At 56.6% G+C, this 26,572-nt stretch carries 25 protein-coding genes and 1 pseudogene; 9 read left to right on the forward strand and 17 right to left on the reverse strand.

The window, feature by feature from the left end; translation table 11 throughout:
* Nucleotides 1-13 precede the first annotated feature (13 nt).
* The 3 genes and pseudogenes from argF to arcA all read right to left on the reverse strand — a co-directional run bounded on the left by argF (nt 14) and on the right by arcA (nt 3,306).
* Nucleotides 14-1,018, reverse strand: coding sequence for an ornithine carbamoyltransferase (gene argF, locus ACTG20_RS00395; RefSeq protein ID WP_005339721.1), 1,005 nt, complete (start codon nt 1,016-1,018; stop codon nt 14-16).
* 79 nt (nt 1,019-1,097) lie between these two features.
* A pseudogene (arcC, locus tag ACTG20_RS00400) lies at nt 1,098-2,023 on the reverse strand (carbamate kinase).
* Between the two features lie 62 nt (nt 2,024-2,085).
* Nucleotides 2,086-3,306 carry an arginine deiminase gene (arcA, locus tag ACTG20_RS00405; RefSeq protein WP_005339718.1) on the reverse strand — a complete coding sequence of 407 codons (1,221 nt, stop codon included), beginning with the start codon at nt 3,304-3,306 and terminating at the stop codon, nt 2,086-2,088.
* Between the two features lie 747 nt (nt 3,307-4,053).
* Here arcA and ACTG20_RS00410 point away from each other — a divergent pair.
* The 3 genes from ACTG20_RS00410 (at nt 4,054) to ACTG20_RS00420 (ending at nt 5,345) form a co-directional block, all read left to right on the forward strand.
* Entirely contained in the window at nt 4,054-4,230 is a 177-nt protein-coding gene (locus ACTG20_RS00410) for a hypothetical protein (RefSeq protein ID WP_005339717.1), read from the forward strand.
* Nucleotides 4,231-4,327: 97 nt separating this feature from the next.
* On the forward strand, nt 4,328-4,975 hold the full coding sequence (locus ACTG20_RS00415) for an AAA family ATPase (protein ID WP_005339716.1): 648 nt from the start codon (nt 4,328-4,330) through the stop codon (nt 4,973-4,975).
* Nucleotide 4,976: 1 nt separating this feature from the next.
* Nucleotides 4,977-5,345, forward strand: a complete 369-nt coding sequence (locus ACTG20_RS00420) for a hypothetical protein (RefSeq protein WP_005339715.1) — start codon at nt 4,977-4,979, stop codon at nt 5,343-5,345.
* A gap of 738 nt (nt 5,346-6,083) precedes the next feature.
* Here ACTG20_RS00420 and hemN read toward each other — a convergent pair.
* From hemN to ACTG20_RS00440, 4 genes are all read right to left on the reverse strand, one after another.
* The gene (gene hemN, locus ACTG20_RS00425; protein ID WP_100647075.1) at nt 6,084-7,457 is read right to left on the reverse strand and encodes an oxygen-independent coproporphyrinogen III oxidase; all 1,374 of its coding nucleotides are present in this window, start codon (nt 7,455-7,457) and stop codon (nt 6,084-6,086) included.
* Nucleotides 7,458-7,488: 31 nt separating this feature from the next.
* A complete protein-coding gene (locus ACTG20_RS00430) occupies nt 7,489-7,929 on the reverse strand; it encodes a DUF2489 domain-containing protein (RefSeq protein ID WP_005339712.1) in 441 nt (146 codons plus the stop codon).
* 11 nt (nt 7,930-7,940) lie between these two features.
* On the reverse strand, nt 7,941-8,528 hold the full coding sequence (gene yihI / locus ACTG20_RS00435) for a Der GTPase-activating protein YihI (protein ID WP_194494719.1): 588 nt from the start codon (nt 8,526-8,528) through the stop codon (nt 7,941-7,943).
* 836 nt (nt 8,529-9,364) lie between these two features.
* On the reverse strand, nt 9,365-9,982 hold the full coding sequence (locus ACTG20_RS00440) for a c-type cytochrome (RefSeq protein WP_005339710.1): 618 nt from the start codon (nt 9,980-9,982) through the stop codon (nt 9,365-9,367).
* 142 nt (nt 9,983-10,124) lie between these two features.
* Here ACTG20_RS00440 and yihA point away from each other — a divergent pair, with 142 nt between their 5' ends.
* Complete coding sequence (gene yihA / locus ACTG20_RS00445) at nt 10,125-10,781, forward strand: ribosome biogenesis GTP-binding protein YihA/YsxC (RefSeq protein ID WP_026034975.1); 657 nt, start codon at nt 10,125-10,127, stop codon at nt 10,779-10,781.
* Nucleotides 10,782-11,557: 776 nt separating this feature from the next.
* Here yihA and ACTG20_RS00450 read toward each other — a convergent pair.
* The 9 genes from ACTG20_RS00450 to ACTG20_RS00490 all read right to left on the reverse strand — a co-directional run bounded on the left by ACTG20_RS00450 (nt 11,558) and on the right by ACTG20_RS00490 (nt 18,322).
* Nucleotides 11,558-11,818 (reverse strand): DUF1488 domain-containing protein, encoded by a 261-nt coding sequence (locus ACTG20_RS00450; RefSeq protein ID WP_019445781.1) that lies wholly within the window; start codon nt 11,816-11,818, stop codon nt 11,558-11,560.
* Nucleotides 11,815-12,636 carry a shikimate dehydrogenase gene (gene aroE, locus ACTG20_RS00455; RefSeq protein ID WP_194494720.1) on the reverse strand — a complete coding sequence of 274 codons (822 nt, stop codon included), beginning with the start codon at nt 12,634-12,636 and terminating at the stop codon, nt 11,815-11,817. The genes ACTG20_RS00450 and aroE overlap by 4 nt, the downstream gene beginning before the upstream one ends.
* 103 nt (nt 12,637-12,739) lie before the next feature.
* Nucleotides 12,740-13,648 carry an oxygen-dependent coproporphyrinogen oxidase gene (hemF, locus tag ACTG20_RS00460; RefSeq protein WP_194494721.1) on the reverse strand — a complete coding sequence of 303 codons (909 nt, stop codon included), beginning with the start codon at nt 13,646-13,648 and terminating at the stop codon, nt 12,740-12,742.
* A gap of 112 nt (nt 13,649-13,760) precedes the next feature.
* The gene (locus ACTG20_RS00465; RefSeq protein WP_194494722.1) at nt 13,761-14,321 is read right to left on the reverse strand and encodes a Sua5/YciO/YrdC/YwlC family protein; all 561 of its coding nucleotides are present in this window, start codon (nt 14,319-14,321) and stop codon (nt 13,761-13,763) included.
* 135 nt (nt 14,322-14,456) lie between these two features.
* Nucleotides 14,457-14,960 carry a 5-(carboxyamino)imidazole ribonucleotide mutase gene (purE, locus tag ACTG20_RS00470; RefSeq protein WP_005339704.1) on the reverse strand — a complete coding sequence of 168 codons (504 nt, stop codon included), beginning with the start codon at nt 14,958-14,960 and terminating at the stop codon, nt 14,457-14,459.
* A gap of 74 nt (nt 14,961-15,034) precedes the next feature.
* Nucleotides 15,035-15,592 (reverse strand): DNA topoisomerase family protein, encoded by a 558-nt coding sequence (locus tag ACTG20_RS00475; RefSeq protein ID WP_005339702.1) that lies wholly within the window; start codon nt 15,590-15,592, stop codon nt 15,035-15,037.
* Nucleotides 15,593-15,647: 55 nt separating this feature from the next.
* On the reverse strand, nt 15,648-16,121 hold the full coding sequence (locus tag ACTG20_RS00480; RefSeq protein ID WP_194494723.1) for a DUF494 family protein: 474 nt from the start codon (nt 16,119-16,121) through the stop codon (nt 15,648-15,650).
* Nucleotides 16,114-17,229, reverse strand: coding sequence for a DNA-processing protein DprA (gene dprA / locus ACTG20_RS00485; protein ID WP_194494724.1), 1,116 nt, complete (start codon nt 17,227-17,229; stop codon nt 16,114-16,116). The genes ACTG20_RS00480 and dprA overlap by 8 nt, the downstream gene beginning before the upstream one ends.
* A gap of 1 nt (nt 17,230) precedes the next feature.
* On the reverse strand, nt 17,231-18,322 hold the full coding sequence (locus ACTG20_RS00490) for a LysM peptidoglycan-binding domain-containing protein (protein WP_005339696.1): 1,092 nt from the start codon (nt 18,320-18,322) through the stop codon (nt 17,231-17,233).
* A gap of 108 nt (nt 18,323-18,430) precedes the next feature.
* Between ACTG20_RS00490 and def the strand changes: the two genes are divergently transcribed.
* The 5 genes from def (at nt 18,431) to ACTG20_RS00515 (ending at nt 24,248) form a co-directional block, all read left to right on the forward strand.
* Nucleotides 18,431-18,943 (forward strand): peptide deformylase, encoded by a 513-nt coding sequence (gene def / locus ACTG20_RS00495; protein ID WP_005357510.1) that lies wholly within the window; start codon nt 18,431-18,433, stop codon nt 18,941-18,943.
* 12 nt (nt 18,944-18,955) lie between these two features.
* On the forward strand, nt 18,956-19,900 hold the full coding sequence (fmt, locus tag ACTG20_RS00500) for a methionyl-tRNA formyltransferase (protein ID WP_194494725.1): 945 nt from the start codon (nt 18,956-18,958) through the stop codon (nt 19,898-19,900).
* 60 nt (nt 19,901-19,960) lie between these two features.
* A complete protein-coding gene (rsmB, locus tag ACTG20_RS00505) occupies nt 19,961-21,253 on the forward strand; it encodes a 16S rRNA (cytosine(967)-C(5))-methyltransferase RsmB (protein WP_005341964.1) in 1,293 nt (430 codons plus the stop codon).
* A 79-nt stretch (nt 21,254-21,332) separates the two neighbouring features.
* A complete protein-coding gene (gene trkA, locus ACTG20_RS00510; RefSeq protein ID WP_005339689.1) occupies nt 21,333-22,709 on the forward strand; it encodes a Trk system potassium transporter TrkA in 1,377 nt (458 codons plus the stop codon).
* Between the two features lie 96 nt (nt 22,710-22,805).
* Nucleotides 22,806-24,248, forward strand: coding sequence for a TrkH family potassium uptake protein (locus ACTG20_RS00515; RefSeq protein WP_042054858.1), 1,443 nt, complete (start codon nt 22,806-22,808; stop codon nt 24,246-24,248).
* A 241-nt stretch (nt 24,249-24,489) separates the two neighbouring features.
* Here the strand turns inward: ACTG20_RS00515 and typA are convergent, their stop codons facing one another.
* A complete protein-coding gene (gene typA, locus ACTG20_RS00520; protein WP_005339679.1) occupies nt 24,490-26,301 on the reverse strand; it encodes a translational GTPase TypA in 1,812 nt (603 codons plus the stop codon).
* Between the last annotated feature and the right edge of the window lie 271 nt (nt 26,302-26,572).

Here is a 26,572-nt window from a genome sequence, read left to right on the forward strand (position 1 = left end):
CACTACTGCGACCTTAGTCGCCCAGCGTAGCAACCATCACTGCCTTGATGGTGTGCATCCGGTTTTCGGCCTCGTCGAACACGATGCTGTGCTCGGATTCGAACACGTCCTCGGTCACTTCCAGGCCTTTCATGCCATATTTGTCAGCCACTTCCTTGCCCATGGTGGTCTCGTCGTTGTGGAACGCCGGCAGGCAGTGCATGAACTTCACATCAGGATTCTTGGTGGCATTGATGACATCCATGTTGACCTGATATGGAGTCATCAGTTTGACGCGCTGATCCCAGGCTTCTTTCGCTTCACCCATGGATACCCAGACGTCGGTGTAGAGGAAGTCAGCACCCAGCACACCCTCTTTCACATCTTCGGTCAGGGTGATGCGTGCGCCGGTCTCTTCGGCGATCAGGCGGCACTTGGCAACCAGCTCCTCTTCCGGCCAGAAGGCTTTCGGCGCGACCAGACGGATGTCCATGCCCATTTTGGCGGCGCCGACCATCAGGGAGTTACCCATGTTGTTGCGGGCATCACCCAGGTAGGCAAACTTGATTTGATCCAGACGCTTGCCCTTGCCGTGCTCCAGCATGGTCATGAAGTCGGCCAGGATCTGGGTCGGGTGAAACTCGTTTGTCAGGCCGTTCCAGACCGGGACTCCGGCGTAGGCGCCCAGCTCTTCCACGATCTCCTGACCGTAGCCGCGGTATTCGATACCGTCATACATGCGGCCCAGTACACGGGCGGTGTCCTTCATGGACTCCTTGTGACCGATTTGGGAACCGCTTGGGCCAAGGTAGGAGACCTGAGCGCCCTGGTCGAAGGCCGCTACTTCAAACGCACAGCGGGTACGGGTGGAGGTTTTCTCGAAAATCAGGGCGATGTTCTTGCCGACCAGATGCTTGCGCTCGTAGCCACCGTATTTGGCTTTCTTCAGGTCGATGGCCAGGTCGATCATGTATTGGATTTCGCGCGGGGTGAAGTCCAGCAGTTTCAGGAAGTTACGGTTACGCAGATTAAAAGCCATGATGAGTTCTCTCTATATATGTTTCAGACCAGTTCGGGCAGTAGTGTTGACTACGCATTCTCAGTACAGATATCGGTAATTACGCATGTACGGTGCGGGTGGCGACGATATTGGTGCCGGCTTCACCCTTGAGGATGGCGAGGCCATCTTCCAGCGAGCCGATGCCAACCATGCCGCCGGTCGCTTTGACAAATTCACAGGAGGCTTCGACTTTCGGCCCCATGGAACCTGCATCGAACTTGACCCCGGCCAGCTCGTCAGGGCTGGTGACCCGCAGCGGACGCTGGGTCGGTTTGCCCCAATCCAGATAGACGGCATCGGCATCGGTCAGGATCAGCAGGGCGTCGGCCTTGATCTGCTTGGCCAAATAGGCGGCAGACATGTCCTTGTCGATGACGGCTTCGATACCGGTCAGGCTCTGGCCATCCCAAGTCACAGGGATGCCGCCACCACCGGTACAGATGATGAGGTGGCCCTGGGCAATCAGGGTTTCGATGGCATCGCCTTCCACGATGCGCTGGGGCAGCGGGGATGGCACTACACGGCGGAAGAACTTGCCGTCAGCCTTGACCACCCAGTGCTTCTCTTCTGCCAGGGTGCGGGCTTCAGCCTCTTCGTAGACGGGGCCGATAAATTTGGTCGGGTTGGCGAATGCCGGATCCTTGGGATCGACCTGCACCTGAGTCAGCAGCGCGGTGACGTTGCGGCTCGGCATCAGGTTTTTCAGCTCCTGGATCAGCATGTAGCCGATCATGCCCTGGGACTCGGCACCAGCACATCCAGCGGATAGGGGGATACCTTGGTGTAGGCGCTGTTTTGCAGGGCCAGCAGGCCGACTTGCGGGCCGTTGCCATGCACCAGCACCACGTTGTACTCCTGAGCGATCAGGGCGATGGTCTTGGCGGCAGTTGCAATGTTCTTGCGCTGGATATCCGCTTCCAGTGGCTCACCACGACGGAGCAGTGCATTGCCACCCAGAGCGACGACGACAGTTGGTTTTTTCATAGTGGTTAATCTCGAGTTTGGTTCTGTGTGGCGCCAGCTTCTGCCGGCGCCACGCCGTCTCATCAGATGCTGTCGCGTTCCATCGGGCAGCTCATGCAGCGGGCGCCGCCACGGCCACGGCCCAGTTCATCACCCGGGATGGAGAGAACTGTGATACCGGCCTTGTCGTACTTCTCGTTGGTGTAGGTATTGCGCTCGTAACCCACCACCACGCCGGGACGTACGGTCAGCACGTTGTTGGCGTCGTTCCACTGCTCGCGTTCGGCTTCGAAGCTGTCACCACCAGTGGTGATGATCTTCAGCTGATCCACGCCCAGCGCTTTCTCGATAGCGGTGACGAAGTAACCCTCTTCCTTGATGTTCATGCCGGTAGCGCCGCCCGGAGTCAGGCTCCAGCACTGCACGTCCTTGCGGATCACTTCCGGATAGACGGAGAAGGTATCGATATCCATGTGGGTCATGACGGTATCCAGGTGCATGCAACTGCGGTGTTTCGGCAGCTCCATGGCGATGACCTGTTTGGCCTGACCATGTTTGAACAGGCTACGAGCCAGATGCTCGACACCTTGCGGGGTGGTGCGCTCGGACATACCAATCAGCACGGCGCCGCGACCGATAACCAGTACGTCGCCACCCTCGATGGTGGAGTTGTCGTAGTCACGCTCCTCGTCACCGAAGTACTTGATGAAGTCCTGACCGGCAAACATCGGGTGCCAGCGGTAGATAGCCTTCACATGGTTGGTCTCGCGGCGACGAGCCGGCTTGGCCATCGGGTTGATGGAGACGCCACCGTAAACCCAGCAGGAGGTGTCACGGGTGAAGAGGTGGTTGGGCAGCGGTTCGATGATGAAATCGGTCGGAGCGTGCATGCCCACTACCATGTTGACGCCGCTGTAGGGCATCTCGGAGTAAGTCAGGCCGCCGGAGAGAATGCGGGCCAATTCGCGATGCGGCATGTCAGCCAGGAAGCAGCGCACGTCGTTGGCAAAAGAAGAGCCGAGGCGGTAGTCGGAGACCTGATGTTGCAGCAGCCAGGTTTTGGCTTCCGGCACATCCAGGGTTTCCGCCAGCAGATTGGTCAGCAGGAAAACTTCGACATTCTGATCGCGCAGTACCTGAGCGAATTTGTCGTGCTCCTGACCGGCGCGTTCAACTGACAGGACGTCATCGAACAGCAGATCCTGGCAGTTGGAAGGAGTCAGACGCTTCAGACTGAGGTTGGGGCGGTGCAACATGACACGGCGCAATTGGCCAACTTCAGAACCTACATAAAATTTGCTCATGATTATATTCCGTCTAGCAGTGGTCCCTGCGAGTGATTGAATAGATTCCTTCTATTCATGCTCGTGGCTAAGGCGGGATATTCTTTATGTAGGGTAATCGGCTTATGTTCTATCCTGCCCTTGCCTTTCGAGACCGAGGTTAGCCCTGCAAATCGCGACAAACTTAGACATTGATCACATTCACTCAGAACTGAATATATTCACCATCCAATCTATGACCCCGGTAGCAAATTGCGCATTTTCCAAACAAATAGCACCGAATAACCATGCAAAACCACCCTGCTATATTTCAGATTGATTCATTTTTTATTCATGCCAGTTCACTGGAGTGATTAAATGCAAATAACAAAAACCGTTAAAAATCATTACTGTAAATAACTTTACAAATAGAATTTGAATATTACTCCCTAGGTATTGAATACATCGCCGTGACGGGAGGAATGCGGGAGAAATAAATACTCACATCGACCACATTCACTGCATAAATCTTTTCTTGTTCCAGATCATGGCATTGATGCCAACCCCATCAGGCTCGGCCTTATAAGTCATCACCTCTTTGTGCAGTTCAACTTAATATGCACAAAGTCCGCATCAAGGTGGGCAGCCATCCTCGTCGGTCATCACAACGCCTTTTGATACTTTTTTCATTAATTGAATTTATTCGTCTCACCTTGCGCTGGCGCCAACCTCGACTTAACTCAGAAAGTGATCCAGATCACACAGGAATGGCACTACCAAGGAGTTGTTATGAAGATGAAACCCATGCTGTTGCTCGCGACTTTGCTGCTCTCTGCGCTCCCCACCCTCAGTCAGGCTGAAGGAGCCCCTGCCATGCCCATGGTGGTATGCCATGTCGACAAGGCCCCTCAAATGCTGGTGCCTGACTATGTCTGCCGCTGGCAGGGAGGCAGCGTTCATTACTAGTCGAAACAACGAGAGGAGCATCACTCCTCTCGCCTTGTGATGAGACAGGCCCCTCCTATACTGAAATCAGCGGTTTTCTCATGGATAGGGGAACGTCATGATCTTGTTGGTCGGTGGAGAGAAGGGGGGGAGTGGCAAGAGCTGCCTGGCACAAAATCTGGCGGTCTACCTCAGATCCCAATTTCAGGGGGAGGTATTACTGGTCGACTGCGACCCTCAGCGCACCACCTCTGACTGGATTCAGGAGCGCAATGACAACCCGGAGCTGCCACAAATCAACTGCGTACAGCTCTATGGTAATATTCGCAACGACCTGCTCAGCCTGAAAAACCGCTACGACTACGTCATCGTCGATTGCGGCGGGCAAGATAACCGGGCTCTGCGCTCCACCATGGCTGTCGCCACCCACGCCCTGATCCCCTTGCGCCCGAAACGTCGCGACCTCAAGACCCTGCCCCACATGGAAGATCTCATCACCACCTGCAAGATGGTCAATCCGACCCTCAATGCAGCCGTAGTGCTGACCCAGTGCCCCGCTCTGCCCAATCAGGTAAAACGCATTCTGGAAGCAAAAGAGGTTTGCTCCTCGTTCGGTGTCGACGTCCTGAACGCCATCACCTATGGCCGCAACGTCTATGACGACAGCGAAGAGAAGGGACTGTCGGTGATGGAGATCGAGCCGGATGGCAAATCCGCCGAAGAGATCCGGGCCATCGCCAAAGAGTTCCTGCAAGTGGGGGTGTGAGATGGGTCTGGCCGATCTGAAGAAAAAGCACCAGTTGCATCACCAGAAGAAGTTCACCGTCGACGAATTTATCGAAGATGCGGAGTTCTACGCCAAGGGCAAACCCAAGGTGGTCAGCCTTGAACTGGGCCTGCATCGTGACGAGGCGTTGTCGGCGCTGGCCTTTATCGAGAGTGGCGAGCACCTGAAGCCCAGCTACAAAAAGGCCACCTTCTCCATGAGCACGGTGGCCATCGACGAGCTGGGGAATCTGACCCAGCAAGATGGAATGAACAAGTCCCTGTTGCTGCGCCTCTTTACCCACTACTTCTCTTCGCTGACTCCTGAGGAGCGCCAGACCATCTATGAGCGACTCAACCAGCGCTCATAATTTCTCCATTCAGCCGCTCTTTGTGTGCCTCGCCCACTCACCCCGAATGACCATCATCAGACGGCAAAATCTGTTTCTGAAGCAACCAAAACGCCGTGTAAGAGATCTGCCATTCCAGATGTAAGCCAACAGCCGAAAAGATCCCCGAGATAATCGGAAGATAAGATCTTAAAACATGAAGATGATTGACTTAACTAGCTGTTTATAAATGAAAAAATCGAAAAATATGACTTTCGAAATAGCTAATGACAAAAACGTTTTCCAATCTGGCGTTGTAGCCGGTTAGAAAATCCTTATAGTTACTCATGCACGGACGCAATGAAGTCGGTCAGGAAGACTGGCTGCTAGGGTTGGGCAAATGGACTCACCACAGGATGTGGTAAAGGACACCTCCCAGGACGGAGAAAGTGCGACGGGACAGGATGACTCGTCAGGCCAAGATGGCTAAAGGACACCCCAAAGGATTGGGAAGGGGAAACCTAAAGGAAGAGGTAAACAGTCAGGGATTGCAGGGAGCAACTTCGTTCAAGGATCTGAGCGATACGACTACCGGGGGCGACGCAAGTCGCCCCCATCTTTTTATCTGCGTTTCACCGCGACCATTGCTTGATTCCCAATTGCTTGCCTCAGCGCAGAGACATCTTACCAGAACCTTCCCGACCCGCTGCTTAAGCAAAAATACAGATGAGAAGGGCGCCACGATGGCGCCCTTCTCTGTTTTCTAATCGGCAAACAAGCTTATATCACGCGAGAGAACTGCTGCTGGCGCGCCTTGTTGCGCAGATAGACATCGAAGCACATGCAGATATTGCGGATCAGCAGCTGCCCCGTGGAGGAGACCTCCAGACCATCCTCCGTCATACGCACCAATCCATCGTTGATGAAGGTCTGCAGCAGCTTGAGATCGTCGGCAAAATACTCTCTGAAATTGAGCCCGTGCGCCTGTTCGACAGCGGCAAAGTTCAGGCGGAAATCACAGATGAGCCGCTTGATCACCTCACGGCGGATCAGATCATCCTGATTGAGCGAGCAGCCTTTCCACTGGGCATGACCCAGCTCTGCAACCTGTGCGTAATAAGCCTTGAGCTCTTTCTGGTTCTGGGAATAGGCATCACCGATCATGCTGATGGAGGAGACCCCCAGCCCCAGCAGATCACAATCTCCCTGGGTGGTATAGCCCTGGAAGTTGCGGTGCAGCTTGCCCTCGCGCTGCGCGACCGCCAGCTCGTCATCGGGTTTGGCAAAATGGTCCATACCGATGAACTGATAACCCTGGCCAGTGAGGAAGGCAATGGTGTCCTGCAGCATGGCCAGTTTCTCCTGCGGCGCAGGCATATCCACCTCTTTCAACTTGCGCTGGGCGGCAAAGCGGCTCGGCAGATGGGCATAGTTGAAGATGGAGAGGCGCGCCGGATCCGTCTTGAGCACCTCTTCCAGCGTATGGTGGAAGCTGGCACGATCCTGATGCGGCAGGCCATAGATAAGGTCGAGGTTGGTCGAGCGGAAGCCAAGTTCACGGGCCCGCTCCAACATGGCTTTAATAAAGTCGTTGTCCTGCTCGCGGTTGACCGCAACCTGCACATCCTTGTTGAAGTCCTGCACCCCAAGGCTGATGCGGTTGAAGCCGACGTCTCGCAGCACATCCAGCATGGTAATGGCAATCTCGCGCGGATCGACCTCGATGCTGAACTCCCCCTCTTCGGCGAAATGGAAGTGCTCACGCAGCATGGCCATCAGGCGGCGCGTTTGCGCTTCATCCAGATAGGTGGGTGTACCGCCACCCCAGTGCAGCTGGGTGACCATACGGTGCTTGAAGAGCGGGGCTTGCGCCTTGATCTCCTGCTCCAGGTAGTCGAGGTACTCGTCAGCCTTGTGCTGATGGCGGGTAATGACCTTGTTGCAGCCGCAGTAGTAGCAGAGCTTGTGACAGAAAGGGATGTGCACGTAGAGCGACAGATTGCGCTCGGGATACTGGCTGGCAGCGCGGACAAAATCCGGATAGCCGAAGCTCTCGTTAAACTCCAGCGCAGTGGGATAAGAGGTGTATCGCGGGCCACTGTAGTTATATTTTTCGATCAGGGCCTGATCCCACACAATCTGTTCTGCTTGCACGCTCGCTTCCTCTCTTGTTGTTATTGTTGGCTCACCGACCTAACTGAAAATCCTTCAGCTGGGCAACATCCTTGAGGATCTGAGCCTCCAGCTCGGCCTCGTAGCCGCTTCGTTCGAGATCCATCTTCATCACTTCATTGCGCTTGAGGGCGCGTCTGGCCTCATGAGTCGGCATATCTTTCACCTTCTCATACAGCCCGTACAGACCCGGGAACTCGGCAACGAACGCCCGCCCCCCCTTGATCTGCAACGCATCCAGCAGATTGGTCAGCCGAATGGCGCCTTCGGAGTAATCGCACTGCCCCTCCTGCACCGCATGGGCAATGACCCGCACGCTCTCCAGAATTCGTTCATTGCGAGCAGTAATAGCCTGCCACTGCATCGCTTGCTGTCGTCTCAGTCTGGCCAGCAGCATGCCTGCATAGATGGCCAACCCTGACAAAATCAGGCCGCCCAACAGGGCGGCCAGCATCCATCCACTCATCACTTTTTCTTCGGCTCAGGCTTGGGTTCCGGCTTGAAATCGACCTGGTTGAAACGGTCCCACAGCTCCTCTTCGGAAGCTGGTTTCTGCTCGTCGAACTCGGCGTCATCGCCATCATCAAACGGCAGCTCGTCATCTTCATCATCGTCGTTGTCGATGATGCCCAGCTCATCCATCAGCTCCTGATAACGGTCGACGCGCTGATCAACCCAGGCTTGCTCGGCCGCTTCCAGAGTTTCACCGGCATCCAGACGATCCAGCAGATCATTCAAGCGGTCATCGTTTTCGATGGAAGCCAGCTCCTGCTCGGGCGTCATCACCAGCTTCTTCTCTTTCACCGCCTTGAGTGCTGCCGGCTTCTTCTGTTTGTCATCCACCACCAGAACTACCGGCTTGCGGGAACCGATACGCGGATCTTTGGACTGGCTGTTGCCAGACTTGCTCTTCGGCTGTTCAACTTGCTGACGAGAACCAGCCTTCAGGCCCTTGCGCTTGGCAGCCCGTTTACGCTCACGGCCTTCCTGAGCACTGACATCAGATTCTTTGCGCTTGCCAGTAGGCTTGCGAGTGGGTTGTTTGGCAGACATGAATGGCTAACTCCGAAAATAACTGGTTTGACCCGTACCCGGGATGATCTCACCCGGTGGGATACGATGCGAGGAACAGTAAGGCTGGAACAAGAGCAGGATCCCGCACCAATCCGGCCCAATCAGGCCACTGAACACCGCAGGATCGGTATCCTCTGGGCATGTTGCTGGTATTTTGACACAGAATGGCTAATCGGGTTAATGACCCAAAAGAAAAAAGGCAGCCGAAGCTGCCTTGATATGTTCATGCGTGCGCCATCCTGAATGGCAAAACAATCTGTTTCGTCCTCTCCGTGACAACTTGTCGCCGCATCATATCGTTGTGTGGTCATCCTGACCTTATATTGGTCGTTCCTGAATGTGCGTGTGCCTGTTTGACCCGTCTCGACCGCATCCTGCCATCGTGCCGGGGAGTCTGCATCCCGCAACCCCATCCCGCTCCGGAGATGGTCACCATCCTGATCCTTCAATCCTTTGCCAGCTCATCCGAGCCCATGGCATCCCGCCACGCCAGCCATCCTCTGCTCACAACACCCTGTCGTGAAACCGCCACCCAATCCGTGGGTGAATCCATTAAGCCTACTGTACCAACTCTATAAAGCGGCTCAATCTACTCAAAACATTCTCAACATGTCGAAAAACATCAAAATTAATATAACCCGTTGATAAATAATGGTTATTTAATATTTTATGCAATTTTATGAGCCTTGGCCTGCCTTGAGAATGGGAGATCTCTTACAGAACGGGGGGATTAAACCGAGAATTATCTGAAAGCCATAAAAACAACGGGGAGCCCAGGCTCCCCGTTTCAACTCAAATCGACCGTATCGACTATATCAGTGCAGACCCGCCACATATTTGGAGAGGGCTTCGATATCCTGATCAGTCAGTTTCTTGGCAACGTCCCGCATCATGCCGTTCGGATCGTTGTCACGCGTCCCGGCACGGAATGCGGTGAGCTGAGCCTTGATATAGGCAGGATGCTGGCCGGACAGGTTTGGATACTTCGCCTGTTCGACACCAGAGCCACGGGGACCATGGCAAGCCGTACAAGCTGCCAGACCGCGACTCATGTCACCACCCATATAGAGTGCCTTGCCCGCTTCGACCACGTCGTCAGGGACAGCGATAGGGGTAACCTTCAGGCTGGAGAAATAAGCCGCCAGGTCATCCATGTCCTGTTCCGACAAAGGTAACGCCATCGGCCCCATCACTGGCGCAACCCGGCCAATTTGACCAGAAGCGGCAGCCTTCAGTTCAACTAACTGCTTTTTGATATATGATGCGTGCTGACCAGCAATTTTGGGGTACATATCAACCAGGCTGTTTCCGTCCGGTCCATGACAAGCCGCACAAACGGCAGCCTTGGTCTGTCCCGCAGCGGCATCGCCCTTGGCTTGTGCCATCCCCGTTACGCCAACCATCAGAGCAAGAGTAATGACTAGGTTCTTCATGGCGTTCCAACTTTTCGTTATTAGGCTTCCAGATCCCATGCCGCTGAAGGCATGTTAAAATAAACGCGTTTAAGCGACGCTATTTTACACCATTTTACAAAAAAGTAACTCTATAACCCTCTATCTCCATGGGGAATTTACGTTGGATACACAAACTCTGAATTTCAATAAGGTGCATTTTGTGACCAGCGCACCCGACATCCGTCACCTGCCAAATGATGGGGGTGTCGAGATCGCGTTTGCCGGCCGTTCCAACGCCGGTAAGTCATCTGCATTGAACACCTTAACCAAACACAAGAACTTGGCGCGCACCAGTAAGACACCCGGTCGTACCCAGCTGATCAACCTGTTTGAGCTGGAACCGGGCAAGCGTCTGGTCGACTTGCCGGGTTATGGTTATGCGCAAGTTCCGCTGGAAATGAAGCTCAAGTGGCAAAAGTCACTGGCAGAGTATCTGCAGCGCCGTGAGTCATTGAAAGGTTTGGTGATCCTGATGGACATCCGCCACCCGCTCAAAGATACCGACATGAACATGCTGGAGTGGAGCTCGCACCGTCAGTTGCCCGTCATGCTGCTGCTGACCAAGGCTGACAAATTGAGCCCCGGCCCGCGCAACAACCAGGTGATCAAGGTGCGCCAGGCCGTTGCCAACCTCGGTTCCCAGATCCAGGTCGAAGCGTTCTCCTCCCTCACCAATATCGGTGTGGAGAAGCTGGCGCAAACCCTGACCGAATGGTACGTCAGTGGTGACGATACCGACCTGCTGGATGCTGATGAACAGCAACCTGCCGAGGAGTAATCTACTCCTCGCTCTCCTTGCAATTGGCGGAGCACTCCTCCGCTGATTGAAAGGGTTTCAGATTGCCGCTTTCACCTGCCTCACGACAAACACCCTGCATTCGCCTCCCCAGTTATATCCATTACCGCTTACAGTTCATATAGATAGATCGTTAATTCATGGTGGAAATTAACTTAAGGAGGCGTTGATAACGTTTTCAAATCTGTTCTTTCACAACGAACCAGAATTACAAAAAGAGACCAAAATGAAATTTAATTACAAAATCTAACCGAGAGGGATAAAAATGAGGCCGGACGACAGTGATGCCATCCAGCCTGAAATAATAAGTTCAAAAAATTGGGAAGAAGCTGAATCTTGAGTACCAGACGACAGGTATTCCTCAAGAAGCAGCCTCATTCTATCAAATGCATCGCTAATTTAAAGCATTTACTCTAAATGCCGCGCATAAAAAAACACCCCGACGAGAACCTCATCGGGGCAGCTATTCAGCCACATTCAATTACGTGAAATAAAAGGTCTGAAAGATAGAACATCTTACCTCTGTACCCTACGCAGACAACTGTACAGCAAAGCAGCAGAAAGTGAAAGTAATTTATGTAATTTAGTTTCACAACTTACAGATTAAGAAAAAATCTTTTACTTTCATGCAGATAAAAAAATCCCCAGTACGAATACCGGGGAGTTATAAAGGTGACTAGCTAGCACTTCCTCAACTATCTAGTTAGTCAGCGCCATTTCAAAGTAGTTCCGCTACAAAACAAAAAAACTTTGAAAAATCAGAGGTAGATAGCGCCATCTTCAGCAAACTCTTGTTCTTCAATGAGTTTTTCCGCCATATCTTCAATATCAAAACGTACACTTTCGAAGGCTCTGACGATGTCATCCTCTCTCGTCAGCGCCAGACCTGTCATTCTCTCCAGTCGCCGCTGGCTGATGTAACAATCTATCAGCGCCCCCATCTGCTGGGCAGGAAAACGCACCCGCTGTTCGTCAGCCTGCCACTCCATCAGGTCGGGAAACAGAATACCCTGGTTCATATCACCCCCAAGTTACGCTTCAACTCTCTCAATACCTGTTTAGTCCCGGGACGAATTCCGCGCCACACGGTAAACGCTTCGGCGGCCTGTTCCACCAGCATGCCGAGTCCATCCATGGTTTGACGGGCCCCGTGCTGTTTGGCCCAACTGATAAACGCCGTATCCGAGGCGCCATACATCATGTCGTAGATGGCAATATCAGTGTGGATCAGGGCAGGGGCCAACGGCGGTAGCTCTCCTTGCAGGCTGGCAGAAGTCGAATTGATGACGAGATCGAACGGCCCTGCCAGCTGCTCATAGGTCTGAGCAGTCACAGGCCCCAGATCGCAGAATTCGGCAGCCAACTGTTGCGCTTTTGTGTGGGTGCGGTTGGCGATCACCAGCTCGCTCGGCAACTCAGCCAGCAGCGGCGCCAATGCACCACGAGCCGCGCCACCGGCACCCAGCAGCAGGATCCGACTATCCACCAGCGTCACACCATGGGACTTGAGATCGGCGACCAGACCGGCGCCATCGGTATTATCCCCCAGCAACACGCCATCATCGGTCAGCTTGATGGTATTGACCGCGCCCGCCCGCTTGGCCCTCGGGCTCAAGCGATCGACCAGAGTGAATGCCTGCTCCTTGAAGGGAACGGTGACATTGCATCCCTTGCCCCCTTGGTCAAAGAAGGTGCGCAGGGCTTGGGCAAACTCGTCGACGGCGGGTTCAGCCAACCCATACTCCAGCTCTTGCTGGGTTTGTCTGGCAAACAGGGTGTGAATGAAGGGGGACTTGCTGTGGCGCACCGGGTGGCCAAAAACCAGATAACGATCCATCAAAGAGTTCCATCAGAGGGCAATATTCCGATTTAACGGGTTTTCGCACTCGGGAACAAGCCGAATATCGGCCAGTAAAAAGGGGCCATCATGGCCCCTCGGGTCACAGCCACTCTCGCGGCGTGAGGTAATCGGTGTAGAGCAAGGCTTCAGGAGTGCCCGCCTCCGGCTGCCAGTCATACTCCCAACGTGCCAGCGGTGGCATCGACATCAGGATCGACTCGGTACGTCCGCCGGTCTGCAGCCCGAACAGGGTGCCACGGTCATACACCAGATTGAACTCCACATAACGACCGCGACGATAGAGCTGGAACTCCCGCTCCCGCTCGCCATAGGGCAGTGCCTTGCGTCGTTCAATGATCGGCAGGTAGGAATCGAGATAACCTCGACCTACCGCCTGCATAAAGGCAAAGCAGTCGGCAAAAGGCCAGCGACTCAGATCGTCGAAGAAGAGACCGCCCACCCCTCGCGTCTCGTTGCGGTGCTTGAGGAAGAAGTAGCGATCGCACCAGGATTTGAACTCGGGGTAGATCTCATCACCAAAGGGCTGGCAGAGATCATGGGAGACCTGATGCCAGTGCTGCACATCCTCGGCAAACGGGTAGAAGGGCGTCAAATCGAAGCCACCGCCAAACCACCAAATGGGCTCTTCACCCTCTTTCTCGGCGATGAAGAAACGGACGTTGGCGTGGCTGGTAGGCACATAGGGGTTGTGCGGATGGATCACCAGCGACACGCCCATAGCCTCAAACTTGCGACCGGCCAACTCTGGCCGATGTGCTGTAGCAGAGGCAGGCATGGCATCGCCATAGACATGGGAGAAGTTGACGCCCCCCTGCTCGATCACCGCGCCGTGGCGCAGCACACGGGTGCGACCACCGCCACCGCCTTCACGGCTCCAGGCATCTTCCACAAAGTGTCCACTGCCATCGGCCTGCTCCAGACCACGGCAGATCTCGTCCTGCAACTGCAACAGGAAGGCCTTGACCTGGGCCACATCCGGTTTGCTCATCTTGTCTCCAGTCAGGCAGGATCGTGAACGCCCTGTCCATTTTTATAGTTAAATCAATCAGATGAGCTCACCGCTCAGCGGATTGATAGCAAATCATGACGTATCCGCCTGCTCAGGAGGGGCGAATAATGGTGCCGGTTCGGGCGTCCTTGATCTCGGAGGGGTTAGCTTGACCACCCACTTCACCGGGCAGGATATAGGCTAACTTGCTTGCCAGCCGCTCACCAATATCGGCCACCCGACGGGCAGGCTCCTCACCGGTCAGGTTGGCGCTGGTAGAGACCAGCGGCTTGCCAAAGGCGCGACACAACGCCTGCACCTGAGGATGAGCCGTCACGCGTACCGCCAGGGTCTCGAACTGCCCGGTCAGCCAGGCCGGCGTCGTTGCACGGGCAGGCATGATCCAGGTAAAGGGGCCGGGCCAGCTGGCTTCAACCCGAGCCAATTGCTCACCGCTAAGTTGGCTCAGATCGATGTAATCCTGCAATTGCGCCAAATCGGCAGCAATCAGGATCAACCCTTTCTCTACCGGACGCTGTTTGATGGCCAGCAGTCGCAGCACCGCCACTTCGGAGTCGGGATCACAACCCAGACCAAACACCGCCTCAGTCGCATAGGCAATCACCCCTTCCTGCTGGAGGGCCGCAACTGCCTGTTCAAATTCATTTGGCATAGGAAAAATGCGGCAGCCAGGCTGCCGCCTCGTCACTTAGTAGCAAGTTGAATCCATACGGCGGCGACCACAACAAAGTGACGTTTTGCTGTAGCACAGGAAAAATACGACACATCCGGATCGCCAACCGTTCACTTACTTGAGTTGAGCCTGCAGGGCGGCATCCTTGGCCATCACCTCTTCGGCATTCTTCTGGCGTTCGGCCCGAACCTTGGCCGCCAGTTCATCATCGGCTACTGCCAGCATCTGGGCTGCCAGATAACCTGCGTTCTTGGCACCAGCTTTGCCGATCGCCACGGTCGCCACCGGTACACCACCCGGCATCTGCACGGTGGAGAGTAGCGCATCCAGCCCCTTGAGCGGGCCACCATCGATGGGCACCCCGATCACAGGACGAGTCGTGATGCCGGCTACGGCACCCGCCAGATGCGCCGCTAGACCGGCAGCACAGATAAAGACCTTGCAGCCACGGGCCTCGGCATCGGTCACATACTGATGGGTCGCAGCCGGCGTGCGGTGCGCGGAGGTGACTTTGACTTCCACTGCGATATCAAATGACTTGAGCACCTCGAGGGTAGTCTGCATCACGGGGAAATCAGAATCAGAGCCCATCAATACGGCAACAAAGGGTTTATTCATGGTGGGAATTTCCTTACTCCAAGTGGGGGGTTGAAGTTCACCGAAAACGTTTCAATCCGGTTGCGGCGGCGGGATTATACCTGCTCACTTTGGTGGCCGCATTTCTTTTGCGGACAGACCCAACGCAGCGTTCCCCTCACTTTTTTCTCTACCATGATGCCCCAACCACACGCGGGACAAGGCATGGGGATCGGCTTGTCGTTCACCACATATTTGCAGTGTGGATAGCCATCACAGGAGTAAAACTGCTTGCCATAGCGGGAGGTCCGGCTCACCAGATGACCCTTGCCGCACTCGGGGCAGAGGATCTGGGTATCGTCACTCTCCTGCAGGGATTCGATGTGCTGACAGGCCGGATACTGGGTACAACCGACAAACAGACCATAACGCCCCTTCTTGATCGCCAGCGGCTCTCCGCAATCGGGACAGGCAGAGCCTTCGAGCACCTTTTCGATGTCGCGGCCGGATGGCGTCAGGGAGCGTATGTAATCACAGGCAGGATAGGCAGAACAGCCGAGAAAGGGGCCATGTTTGCCCTGGCGGATCACCAGCTCGGCCCCGCACTGCGGGCACGGCTCGCGCTCGAAGGCATGTTCGTGGGCTGAAAAGAGGTGATGATCGATTTTTGACATGGGCCGCGCCTTGAAATCCAGATGGCCTGAATTCTACCAGCGCGGCACCGGACTGTCAGTGAATGACGCCGTCTGACTCATCAAACACCAGCTCTTCCATCTGCTGGTAGGCATTTTCACTGCCCGGTACGTTAAACAGCACCATCATGACGACCCACTTCAGGTCATCCAGCTCGATATCCGGCTTGTCCAGTTCGAGCAGACGCTCGATACAGATCTCGCGGGTTTCGGCATTCAGCACCTGGGCCTGTTCCAGAAAGAGCAGAAAGCCGCGGCACTCGGTGCTGAGGCGCACCAGCTCTTGCGGAGCATAGATACGCATCGAGCCTTGCGCGCTGGCGGTGACATAGACCTCCCGCTCGCTATCGTGCAGATTGGCCAGTCGCTCCAGCCAGTCGAGTGCCTTGTCGATCTCTTCTTTATCGAAACCGGCCCTGCTCAACTCGTCGGTGAGCTCATCCTGCTCGACCATCACATCTGCATCGCTGTGGATGTAGGTCTCGAAAAGGTACATCAATACATCAAACATGATTCGCCCTCCTCGCTCTGACGTATCCACCGGCTACCGCCATCACTGCACCGGCCAGCTCCAGCTCTACCAACCTGCCCAATACCACTTCGACAGGAAGCTGGGCCCGCTCGGCAACGGTATCCACGCTCGTGGTCTCATAATCTACGTTATCCAACAAATCGGCATAAGGCAATTCGCTATTATGCGGTTGCTCAGATGATGTAACCGACGGATCTGGCCGTGCGACCCACTCTGGCAACTCTTCCACTATATCGGCCGCACTCAGCACAAGTTTGGCCCCCTGCTGAATTAATCTGTTGCACCCTATCGCCTGGGCATTTTGCGGGGCGCCGGGTACCGCAAACACTTCGCGCCCCTGTTCAAGCGCATAGCGAGCGGTGATCAGCGAACCGCTCTGCTCGGTCGCCTCCACCACCAGAGTTCCCAGCGACAGACCACTGATAATACGGTTGCGACGAGGAAAATGTTCAGCCAGCGGTCCTTTATCCAGCGCCAGCTCGGAGATAAGCAAACCACCGCTCTCCAGAATCTGGCCTGCCAGCCCCTGGTGGCGTTTGGGGTAGAGGCAATCCAGCCCGGAACCCAACACGGCAAGGGTGATACCGCCACCAGCCAGCGCTTGCTGATGGCAGACACCATCGATACCGAGCGCAAGGCCCGAGGTGATGGCCAGCCCGCATCCAACCAGCTCGCTACAGAGGCGGGAGGCATTATCTTTGCCTGCATAGGTAGGATGGCGTGTCCCCACCATTGCCAGCTGGGGTAGCGACAGCGCAGCAAGATCGCCACGACAGTAGAGCAACAGGGGTGCCGCGGGAATTTCCCGCAACAAGGGTGGATAAATCGGGTGATCTTGCGGAATAAGGAGATTGTCAGGCAAAGCGGCCCAAGCCAGGCTCTGCTCAACCACCGGCGAGGGCCAGCGCAGTTGTTTGATCTGCTCTGACGACAACCCCATACCATGCAGCTGCGCTTCATCGCTCTGGAACAGGGTCTCAATACTTCCCCCGGCCCGTTCCAGCAGACGTGCAGCGGTCACCGGACCGATGCCGGTGACCGCATCGAGAGTTAGCCAGAGCGCCAGACGTGCGTCGGGGTAGTTCACGTCAGAAGTGAGTGACCTGATAACCCGCACTCACCATGTCGTTACTCTGCATGATGAGACCGTAACTCAGCTTGTCATACACCTTGAACAACATGACGCGGGCAATCGCTTCAGAGGGCAGTGGTGCCTTCTTGTTGCTGCTGTAAAACACCCGGTTAAAAACCGACGAGAGCTCCTTGTACTGTACATCGCCATTCTTGGTAACCAGAGCAGCACCGGGCCGTCTGACATCCAGTACATCCCCGGCGACTAGCTGATCGCGGCCGCCTCGGTTGATCAGTACCACATCAAACTTGCCACCGCCCCGGGTCTTGTTCGGCAAATCGATGATATAGCCCGGTGTGATGGCAGGTGCCGCTTTCGGTGTGAAGACGGCGGGCATGTTCTCCTGAGCCGGCAGCGGCATCACCTTGTCGCCCTGCAGCACTTCGCGCTGGTTATGAGTCAGAGTCACCTCGGTCCGATCGCCATCAAGACGCGCCACGGCCCGCACCACACCGGCAAAGATCGCCTCCTGGCCCAGCAGTTCACCGGTTTCGCGATCCTTGTAGACCACTCCGGGGTGATAAATGCCATAAACCTGCCCCGGCGTCAGGGAGCCCTGCACATAGAGGGTGTCCCCCTCCAGCATGCCGATATGTTTCTGATCCGACCCCAGCAGATAGGGCAGGGTTTTCTGCTGCTGGCTGTCAGCCAGAATATGGTCGGTTTGCAGGAAGGGGCCGATCTCGCTGATAGGCAGGGTCGGAATGGGGTTGGCTTTGTTCTCGTAACGGGTTTTCGGGCCGAGACGGATGACTTGCTTGCCACCCTGCATCGCCTTGCCGAGTCGGGGTTCACCATTGACCCAGCTCAGATGCAGTACATCACCGGGGTAGATCCAGTGAGGATTGGCTATCTGCGGATTGATGTTCCAGAGACGGGGCCAGAGCCAAGGTTCGGAAAGATACTTGCCGGAGATATCCCACAGGGTGTCGCCTTTTTGCACTACATAACTTTCGGGGTAACCCGCTTTCAGCCTGAGCTGATCGGCCAATGCTGCCTGACTCACGGTCACCAGCAGGCAGGCGAGGATGGTTTGCTTCAGATACATAACACTCCCTGTTACTTCTGTACGCAAAGTGTTGCTGTTTTTTGTCGGCGTAAATGACTAGAATTACGCCAATATTGACTGCATTTATACGAAACTAAAGAAAAAACTATGGCCATTCTAGATGTATTGCGTTTTCCCGATGAGCGCCTGCGCACCGTTGCAGCCCCTGTCGAGACCTTTACACCCGAGTTACAACAGATTGTAGATGATATGTTCGAAACCATGTACGCGGAGGAAGGCATTGGCTTGGCCGCGACTCAGGTCGACATTCACCAGCGCATCATAGTGATCGATGTCTCTGAAAACCGTGAAGATCCTCTGGTATTGATCAATCCGGAGGTCATCGAGCAGTGCGGCAGCACCGGCATTGAAGAGGGTTGCCTCTCCGTGCCCGGCAGCCGTGCTCTGGTGCCTCGCGCTGAACAGATCAAAATCCGCGCCCTGGATCGCAACGGCAAGCCGTTCGAGCTGGAAGCGGACGATCTGCTCGCCATCTGCATCCAGCATGAGATGGATCATCTGGTCGGCAAGCTGTTTGTGGATTACTTGTCCCCGCTCAAGCGCCAGCGCATTCGCCAGAAGCTGGAAAAGATGGCCCGTGAAGATCGCAAAGTCCTCTGAGGATCTGCCCCATTGAATAAGCTGAAACTGATTTTTGCCGGTACTCCCGACTTCGCCGCCCGTCACCTGGCGGCGTTGTTGTCTTCCGACCACGAGGTCGTTGCCGTTTATACCCAGCCTGACAAGCCCGCTGGCCGTGGCCAGAAGCTCACCGCCAGCCCGGTCAAAGAGCTGGCACTGGCCCACAACCTGCCGGTTTACCAACCTGCCTCTCTGCGCAAGGAAGAGGTGCAAGCCGAACTGGCCGCCCTTGGCGCCGACCTGATGGTGGTGGTGGCCTATGGCCTGATCCTGCCCAAGGTGGTGCTCGATACCCCGCGGCTGGGCTGCATCAACGTCCATGGCTCCCTGCTGCCCCGCTGGCGCGGTGCCGCACCGATCCAGCGCTCTATCTGGGCGGGCGATGCCGAAACCGGCGTCACCATCATGCAGATGGATGTGGGACTGGATACCGGCGCCATGATCCGCAAGGTAAGCTGCCCCATCGCCGCCGACGAGACTTCCGCCAGCCTCTATGACAAGCTGGCCAAGCTGGGCCCGCAAGCACTGGTCGACACCATCAATGCCATGGCCGCCGGTGAAACCGCTGCCGAGGTGCAAGATGATGCGCTGGCCAACTACGCCGAAAAGCTCTCCAAGGAAGAGGCCCGCATCGACTGGTCGATGGAGGCTGTTGCCATCGAACGCTGCATCCGCTCGTTCAACCCCTGGCCCATCAGCTGGTTTGAAGTGGCTGACCAGACCGTCAAGGTATGGCAAGCCGCCGTCATGGACAGCGACCACGGCCAACCCGCCGGCACCCTGCTCAAGGCCGACAAGCAGGGGATCGATATCGCTACCGGCAAAGGGGTACTGCGCCTGCTGACCCTGCAACCGCCCGGCAAGAAGGCGATGTCCGTTTCGGATCTGCTCAACTCTCGCCGCGACTGGTTTGAACCCGGCACGCAATTGAATTGAACTGGATTGAATTGACACAAGCGGGGCCCAGGCCCCGACTTGCGCATCTAAGGTAACTCTATGAAAACACGTGCACAGGCCGCTCTCGTTATTCAACAGGTGCTGGATCAGGGTCAATCCCTCTCCGCTGTTCTGCCTGCTGCCCAGGAGAAGGTTGCGCCCCGTGATCGCGCTCTCCTGCAAGAACTCTGCTATGGGACCCTGCGCTGGCTGCCCCGCCTCGATGCGGCAGTCAACGAGATGATGGACAAGCCGCTCAAAAACAAGAGCCGCATTTTCCACTACCTCATCCTGGTCGGTCTCTATCAGCTCATCTACACCCGCATTCCGGCTCACGCCGCGGTGGCCGAGACCGTCAACGCCGTCAAACTGCTCAAGGGCACCTCCCTGCGTGGCCTCATCAACGGCGTGCTGCGCAACTTCCAGCGCAGCGCCGAAGTCATTCTGCTGCGTATCGACCGCGTTCCCAGCATTCGCCTCGGTCATCCGGAGTGGCTCACCAAGCGCCTGCGTCAGGCCTATCACGATGAGTGGGAATTCATCATGGAGGCGAACAACCAGCGCCCCCCCATGTGGATCCGCAACAACAGCCAGCGCCAGAGCCGCGATGCCATGCTGGCTCGCATGGCCGAAGCCGGCATCAATGCCGTGGCCGGTGAAGAGGGCGAGGATTGCATCCTGCTGGAGCGTCCCTGCGATGTGACCAAGCTGCCCGGCTTCGAGGTCGGTGACTGCTCGGTACAGGATGGTGCAGCACAACAGGCCGCGGCACTGCTCGACCCGCAACCGGGTGAGTGGGTGCTGGATGCCTGCGCGGCCCCCGGCGGCAAGACCGCCCACCTGCTGGAGCGTCAGCCCAAGCTGGCCGGAGTGGTCGCCGTCGATGCCGACGAGAACCGCCTCAAGCGGGTGCAGGAGAACCTGGATCGCATCGGCCTGACCGCCAAAGTGATCCACGGCGATGCCGCGGCACCGGAACAGTGGTGGCCGGAGGGGCAGTTTGACCGCATCCTGCTGGATGCCCCCTGCTCCGCCACTGGTGTTATCCGTCGCCACCCCGACATCAAGTGGTTGCGCCGTGATCAGGACATCCGCGAGCTGGCCGAGCTGCAGCGCCGCATTCTCAATGCCCTCTGGGGCAAGCTGAAGAGCGGCGGCACCCTGCTCTACGCCACCTGCTCCGTCCTGCCGGAAGAGAATCGCGACCAGATCCGCGCCTTCCTTGCCGCGACCAAAGATGCCAAATTGGTACCGTTGCACGAACAGGACACCCCGGACTGCCCGGGTCGCCAGTTCCTGCCGGGTGAAGCCGAGATGGATGGCTTCTACTACGCCAAGCTGGTCAAGCTGTGACGCTGACATGCTTCTTCCGGGGCAATCGCCATGCAGGCGAAATACCCCTTTACTGCCTCAACGCGAGTAGACGTTCCCTATGAAAATCATCATTTTGGGAGCCGGCCAGGTCGGCGGCACTCTGGCCGAGAACCTGGCCGGAGAGAACAACGACATCACCATCGTCGATACCGACAGTGAGCGCCTGCGCGAACTGCAGGACAAGTTTGACCTGCGGGTGGTCAACGGTCACGGCGCCCACCCCAAGGTGCTGCGCGAAGCGGGTGCTCAGGATGCCGACATGCTGGTCGCCGTCACCAACAGTGACGAGACCAACATGATCGCCTGTCAGGTGGCCTACTCCCTGTTCAACACCCCGAACAAGGTGGCACGGATCCGCTCGCCAGCTTATCTGACCGAACGGGATCGCCTGTTCCTGCCGGAATCGGTACCGGTTGATCACCTGATCGCGCCGGAGCAGCTGGTGACCGACTATGTGCGTCGCCTAATCGAATACCCGGGTGCCCTGCAAGTGGTTGATTTTGCAGGTGGCCGCGTCGGTTTGGTAGCGGTCAAGGCCTACTACGGTGGCCCGCTGGTAGGCAACGCCCTCTCCACCCTGCGCGAGCACATGCCCAACATCGAGACCCGGGTAGCGGCCATCTTCCGTCAGGGCCGCCCGATCCGTCCGCAAGGCACCACCATCATCGAAGCGGATGACGAGGTCTTCTTCGTCGCCGCCGCGGGCCATATCCGGGCCGTGATGTCGGAGCTGCAGCGCCTCGAGAGCCCCTACCGCCGCATCATGATCGTCGGTGGTGGCAACATCGGCGCGGGTCTCGCCCGCCAGCTGGAGAAGCGTTACAGCGTCAAGCTCATCGAGCGCAACCAGAAGCGGGCGGAACAGCTCTCCGAACTGCTGGAGAACACCATCGTCTTCTGTGGCGATGCGGCGGATCAGGAGCTGCTGGCCGAGGAGCATATCGATCAAATCGACGTCTTCATCGCCGTGACCAACGAGGATGAGGCCAACATCATGTCGGCGCTGCTCGCCAAGAAGATGGGCGCCAAGAAGACCATGGTGCTGATCCAGCGCGGCGCCTACGTCGATCTGGTGCAGGGTGGCTCTATCGATATCGCCATCTCGCCCCAGCAGGCCACCATCTCGGCCCTGCTGACCCACGTGCGTCGGGCCGATATCGCCAACGTCTACAGCCTGCGCCGCGGCGCTGCCGAGGCGATCGAGGCGATTGCCCACGGTGACGAGAACACCTCCAAGGTGGTCGGCAAGACGGTGGGCGAGCTCAAGCTGCCGCCGGGCACCACCATCGGTGCCGTGGTGCGCGGGGATGAGGTGCTGATCGCTCACGATCGCACCAAGATCCAGCAGGATGACCACGTGGTCATGTTCCTGGTGGACAAGAAGTACATCCCGGAAGTGGAGCGGCTGTTCCAGCCAAGCCCCTTCTTCCTGTAACGTCTTCATGCCCACAGGCTGTCAAACCAGACCCGGCTCAGCTCCCCCAAGGGGATGGTCCGGGTCTTTTGTTAATCAACGACCAGGTTATCGAACATGATCAAGCTGCGTCCCATTATCTTCACCCTCGGGCTGGTGCTCTCCAAGCTGGCGCTCTTCATGTGGCTGCCCACCTTGCTGGCACTGCTCACCGGGTCAGAGGGATTTGTCGAGTTTCTCAAGTCCGTGCTGATCACCCACGGCGCCGCCCTGCTCTGCCTCCACTACGGTCGCAAGGCGGAGTTTCATCTGGGGGTGCGGGAGATGTTCCTGCTCACCACCTCGGTCTGGGTGGTAGCCTGCGCCTTCGGCGCCCTGCCTTTTGTTTTCATCACCCACATCAACTTCACCGACGCCTACTTCGAGACCATGTCGGGGGTAACCACCACGGGCTCCACCGTGCTCTCCGGCCTCGACAACATGGCCCACAGCATCCTGTTGTGGCGATCCATCCTGCAGTGGCTGGGCGGGGTCGGCTTTATCGTGATGGCGGTAGCCGTGCTGCCCTACCTCAACGTCGGCGGTATGAAGCTGTTCCAGACCGAGAGCTCTGACTGGTCGGACAAAAGCGCCCCGCGTGCCAAAACGGTCGCCAACAACATCGTCGTGGTCTATCTAGTGCTCTCCATGCTCTGCTTCATGGCCTACTGGGCCAGCGGCATGAACATGTTCGAGGCGATCAACCATGCCATGACCACTCTCAGTACCGGCGGCTACTCCACCTCCGATCAATCCATGTCCCACTTCTCCAATTCGGCACACTGGATTGGCACCCTGTTCATGTTCCTCGGCGGCCTGCCCTTCCTGCTCTATGTGCAGAGCCTCAACCACAGGGATTACAGTCTGTTCAAGGATGCCCAAGTGCGCGGCTTCTTCTGGCTGGTGGTCTGGGTCACCGTCATCATGACCTTCTATCTGTGGGAGAGAGACCTGTTCGGCTTCTGGGATGCCCTGCGCATCAGCTGCTTCAACATCGTCTCGGTGCTCACCACCACCGGCTACGGCCTTGGTGACTTTGGCACTTGGGGGCCGCTCGCCAGCATCGTCTTCATCGTGCTGCTGGCGCTGGGGGCCTGCTCAGGCTCCACTGCGGGTGGTCTCAAGATCTTCCGGGTACAGGTGGCATTCGCCCTGTTCAGAAAGCAGATGCGCCAACTGATGCACCCTTCTGCTGTCTTCCCGCAGAAGTACAACGGCCGGACGGTCAATGACGCCATCATCCGCTCGATGATCTCCTTCGTGCTGGCCTACTTCGCCATCATTCTGGTGATAGCCGCACTGTTGGGCGCCATCGGGCTTGACCCCCTGACGGCCATATCCAGCTCCATCACCGCTGTCGCCAACGTCGGCCCGGGTATGGGCCCGGTGGTCGGCCCCAGCACCAACTTTGCCAGCCTGCCGGAATCGGCCAAATGGCTTTTGTCATTCGGCATGCTGCTGGGACGACTGGAGATCCTGACTGTCGCCGTGCTCTTCTTCCCCTCCTTCTGGCGCCAGTAACCCCTTACTGCAAGCCAGCAAAAAGCCGCAGCGTTCATCCGCTGCGGCTTTTTTATCTCACCCATCCCCACGACCTTCGCTCAACGCTCATCAGCCCCATTACCGGATAGCCTGAACGAGCTCATCAGGATGGCCAGAGCGGATCACAGGCATAAAAAAACGGACCCAAACCAGAGGTTTGGGTCCGTTTATCAGTGAACCGTCAGCGGCCGCGAGGGCTGCCGAGACTCAGCACATGGCATTAACCACGGCCAGAGCGCTTACGATCCAGCTCGGTCAGCAATTTCTTGCGGATACGGATGTTCTTCGGAGTCACTTCTACCAGTTCGTCGTTGTCGATGAACTCGAGAGCCTGTTCCAGAGTCATGCGGATCGGCGGAGTCAGCACTTGAGCTTCGTCGGTACCGGAGGCACGCATGTTGGTCAGCTGTTTGCCTTTCAGGCAGTTAACAGTCAGGTCGTTGGAACGGGAGTGGATACCGATCACCTGGCCTTCGTACACTTCGGTCGCGTGACCGATGAACAGACGACCGCGGTCTTGCAGACCGAACAGGGCGTAGGTCAGAGCCTTACCGGTTGCGTTGGAGATCAGCACGCCGTTCTGACGCTCGCCGATGCTGCCACCCTTGTGCGGACCGTAGTGGTCGAAGGTGTGGTACAGCAGACCGGTACCTGAGGTCATGGTCATGAACTCGGTCTGGAAGCCGATCAGGCCACGGCTCGGGATCATGAAGTCCAGACGGACACGCCCCTTGCCATCCGGGGTCATGTTGGTCATTTCGCCCTTACGCAGACCCAGTTGCTCCATCACGGAACCCTGGTGCGCTTCTTCAACGTCCACAGTTACGGTTTCGAACGGTTCTTGCAGAACGCCATCAACGGTACGCAGGATTACTTCCGGACGGGATACCGCCAGCTCGTAACCTTCGCGACGCATGTTTTCGATCAGGATGGAGAGGTGCAGCTCACCACGACCGGATACACGGAACTTGTCCGGATCATCAGTCTCTTCCACGCGCAGGGCCACGTTGTGGACCAGCTCCTGGTTCAGACGCTCCAGAATATTGCGGGAGGTCACGAACTTGCCCTCTTTACCGGCAAACGGAGAGGTGTTGACCTGGAAGGTCATGTTCACGGTCGGCTCGTCAACGGAGAGCGGCGGCAGGGCTTCAACGGCACCGTTGTCACAGATGGTGTCGGAGATTTTCAGCTCGCCCAGACCGGTGATAGCGATGATGTCACCCGCTTGCGCGTCGGTAACTTCAGTACGGGACAGACCCAGGTAACCCAGCACCTGACCGACTTTACCGTTACGGGTCTTGCCGTCAGCACCAACGATGGTGACTTGCTGGTTGGTCTTGACGCGACCACGGGTGATACGGCCGATACCGATAACGCCCACGTAGGAGTTGTAGTCCAGCTGGGAGATCTGCATCTGGAAACCACCTTCGGCATCAGCCTTCGGCGCTTCAACGTTGTCAACGATAGCCTGGAACAGCGGCTCCATGTTCTCGGACTCGACGTCCTGATCCATGGTGGCCCAACCGTTCAGTGCAGAGGCGTAAACAACTTTGAAATCCAGCTGTTCGTCAGTTGCGCCCAGGTTGTCGAACAGGTCGAATACCTGATCCATTACCCAGTCAGGACGAGCACCCGGACGGTCAACCTTGTTGATGACCACGATCGGCTTCAGACCCTGAGCGAACGCTTTCTGGGTCACGAAACGGGTTTGCGGCATCGGGCCGTCAACGGCGTCAACCAGCAGCAGCACGGAGTCAACCATGGACAGTACGCGCTCTACTTCACCACCGAAGTCGGCGTGACCCGGGGTATCAACGATGTTGATGCGGTAGTCATTCCAGCGGATCGCAGTGTTCTTGGCGAGAATGGTGATGCCACGTTCCCGTTCCAGATCATTGGAGTCCATGATCCGTTCCTGGCCTTCCGTGGAGCGGTCCAGGGTGCCGGACTGCTGCAGCAGCTTATCAACCAGAGTCGTTTTGCCGTGGTCAACGTGCGCAATAATCGCAATATTGCGTAAATTCTCTAACATTCTCGCCTCAATCACCGGGTAAAATTGGGCGCTAATTGTACTCTTGCCTTTGTGATCTGCCTAGCAGAATTGCAGTACATTCGCGCATAACAACAGATCTGGATCATAGACCTCTCTGACAAACCCTGCTTAGATGGGCGGTGACCGTATTTCGCGCACCATTACAGTGCACCAAAACGATCCGCCATCGCACTAAATTGATGCAACGCGAGTCGAGATCGCCTGTTTTTGGGGAGCCTCTTCTGCGAGATTGCCCTGAAATCAAGCTGTC

The sequence above is a fragment of the Aeromonas sp. 84A genome (genome assembly GCF_051919345.1).
Lineage (GTDB): Bacteria > Pseudomonadota > Gammaproteobacteria > Enterobacterales > Aeromonadaceae > Aeromonas > Aeromonas veronii.

Bases quoted from the DNA above. Each gene is read 5' to 3' on its own strand.
- aroE (WP_194494720.1), bottom strand. From the start codon at position 12,636: ATGGATCGTTATCTGGTTTTTGGCCACCCGGTGCGCCACAGCAAGTCC.
- ACTG20_RS00420 (WP_005339715.1), top strand. From the start codon at position 4,977: ATGGGTCTGGCCGATCTGAAGAAAAAGCACCAGTTGCATCACCAGAAG.
- ACTG20_RS00415 (WP_005339716.1), top strand. From the start codon at position 4,328: ATGATCTTGTTGGTCGGTGGAGAGAAGGGGGGGAGTGGCAAGAGCTGC.
- ACTG20_RS00465 (WP_194494722.1), bottom strand. From the start codon at position 14,321: ATGCCAAATGAATTTGAACAGGCAGTTGCGGCCCTCCAGCAGGAAGGG.
- trkA (WP_005339689.1), top strand. From the start codon at position 21,333: ATGAAAATCATCATTTTGGGAGCCGGCCAGGTCGGCGGCACTCTGGCC.
- yihI (WP_194494719.1), bottom strand. From the start codon at position 8,528: ATGTCTGCCAAACAACCCACTCGCAAGCCTACTGGCAAGCGCAAAGAA.
- argF (WP_005339721.1), bottom strand. From the start codon at position 1,018: ATGGCTTTTAATCTGCGTAACCGTAACTTCCTGAAACTGCTGGACTTC.
- ACTG20_RS00480 (WP_194494723.1), bottom strand. From the start codon at position 16,121: ATGTTTGATGTATTGATGTACCTTTTCGAGACCTACATCCACAGCGAT.
- ACTG20_RS00440 (WP_005339710.1), bottom strand. From the start codon at position 9,982: ATGAAGAACCTAGTCATTACTCTTGCTCTGATGGTTGGCGTAACGGGG.
- arcA (WP_005339718.1), bottom strand. From the start codon at position 3,306: ATGAGCAAATTTTATGTAGGTTCTGAAGTTGGCCAATTGCGCCGTGTC.
- typA (WP_005339679.1), bottom strand. From the start codon at position 26,301: ATGTTAGAGAATTTACGCAATATTGCGATTATTGCGCACGTTGACCAC.
- ACTG20_RS00450 (WP_019445781.1), bottom strand. From the start codon at position 11,818: ATGAACCAGGGTATTCTGTTTCCCGACCTGATGGAGTGGCAGGCTGAC.
- hemF (WP_194494721.1), bottom strand. From the start codon at position 13,648: ATGAGCAAACCGGATGTGGCCCAGGTCAAGGCCTTCCTGTTGCAGTTG.
- def (WP_005357510.1), top strand. From the start codon at position 18,431: ATGGCCATTCTAGATGTATTGCGTTTTCCCGATGAGCGCCTGCGCACC.
- rsmB (WP_005341964.1), top strand. From the start codon at position 19,961: ATGAAAACACGTGCACAGGCCGCTCTCGTTATTCAACAGGTGCTGGAT.
- ACTG20_RS00515 (WP_042054858.1), top strand. From the start codon at position 22,806: ATGATCAAGCTGCGTCCCATTATCTTCACCCTCGGGCTGGTGCTCTCC.
- ACTG20_RS00430 (WP_005339712.1), bottom strand. From the start codon at position 7,929: ATGCTGGCCGCCCTGTTGGGCGGCCTGATTTTGTCAGGGTTGGCCATC.
- ACTG20_RS00490 (WP_005339696.1), bottom strand. From the start codon at position 18,322: ATGTATCTGAAGCAAACCATCCTCGCCTGCCTGCTGGTGACCGTGAGT.
- ACTG20_RS00410 (WP_005339717.1), top strand. From the start codon at position 4,054: ATGAAGATGAAACCCATGCTGTTGCTCGCGACTTTGCTGCTCTCTGCG.
- purE (WP_005339704.1), bottom strand. From the start codon at position 14,960: ATGAATAAACCCTTTGTTGCCGTATTGATGGGCTCTGATTCTGATTTC.
- ACTG20_RS00475 (WP_005339702.1), bottom strand. From the start codon at position 15,592: ATGTCAAAAATCGATCATCACCTCTTTTCAGCCCACGAACATGCCTTC.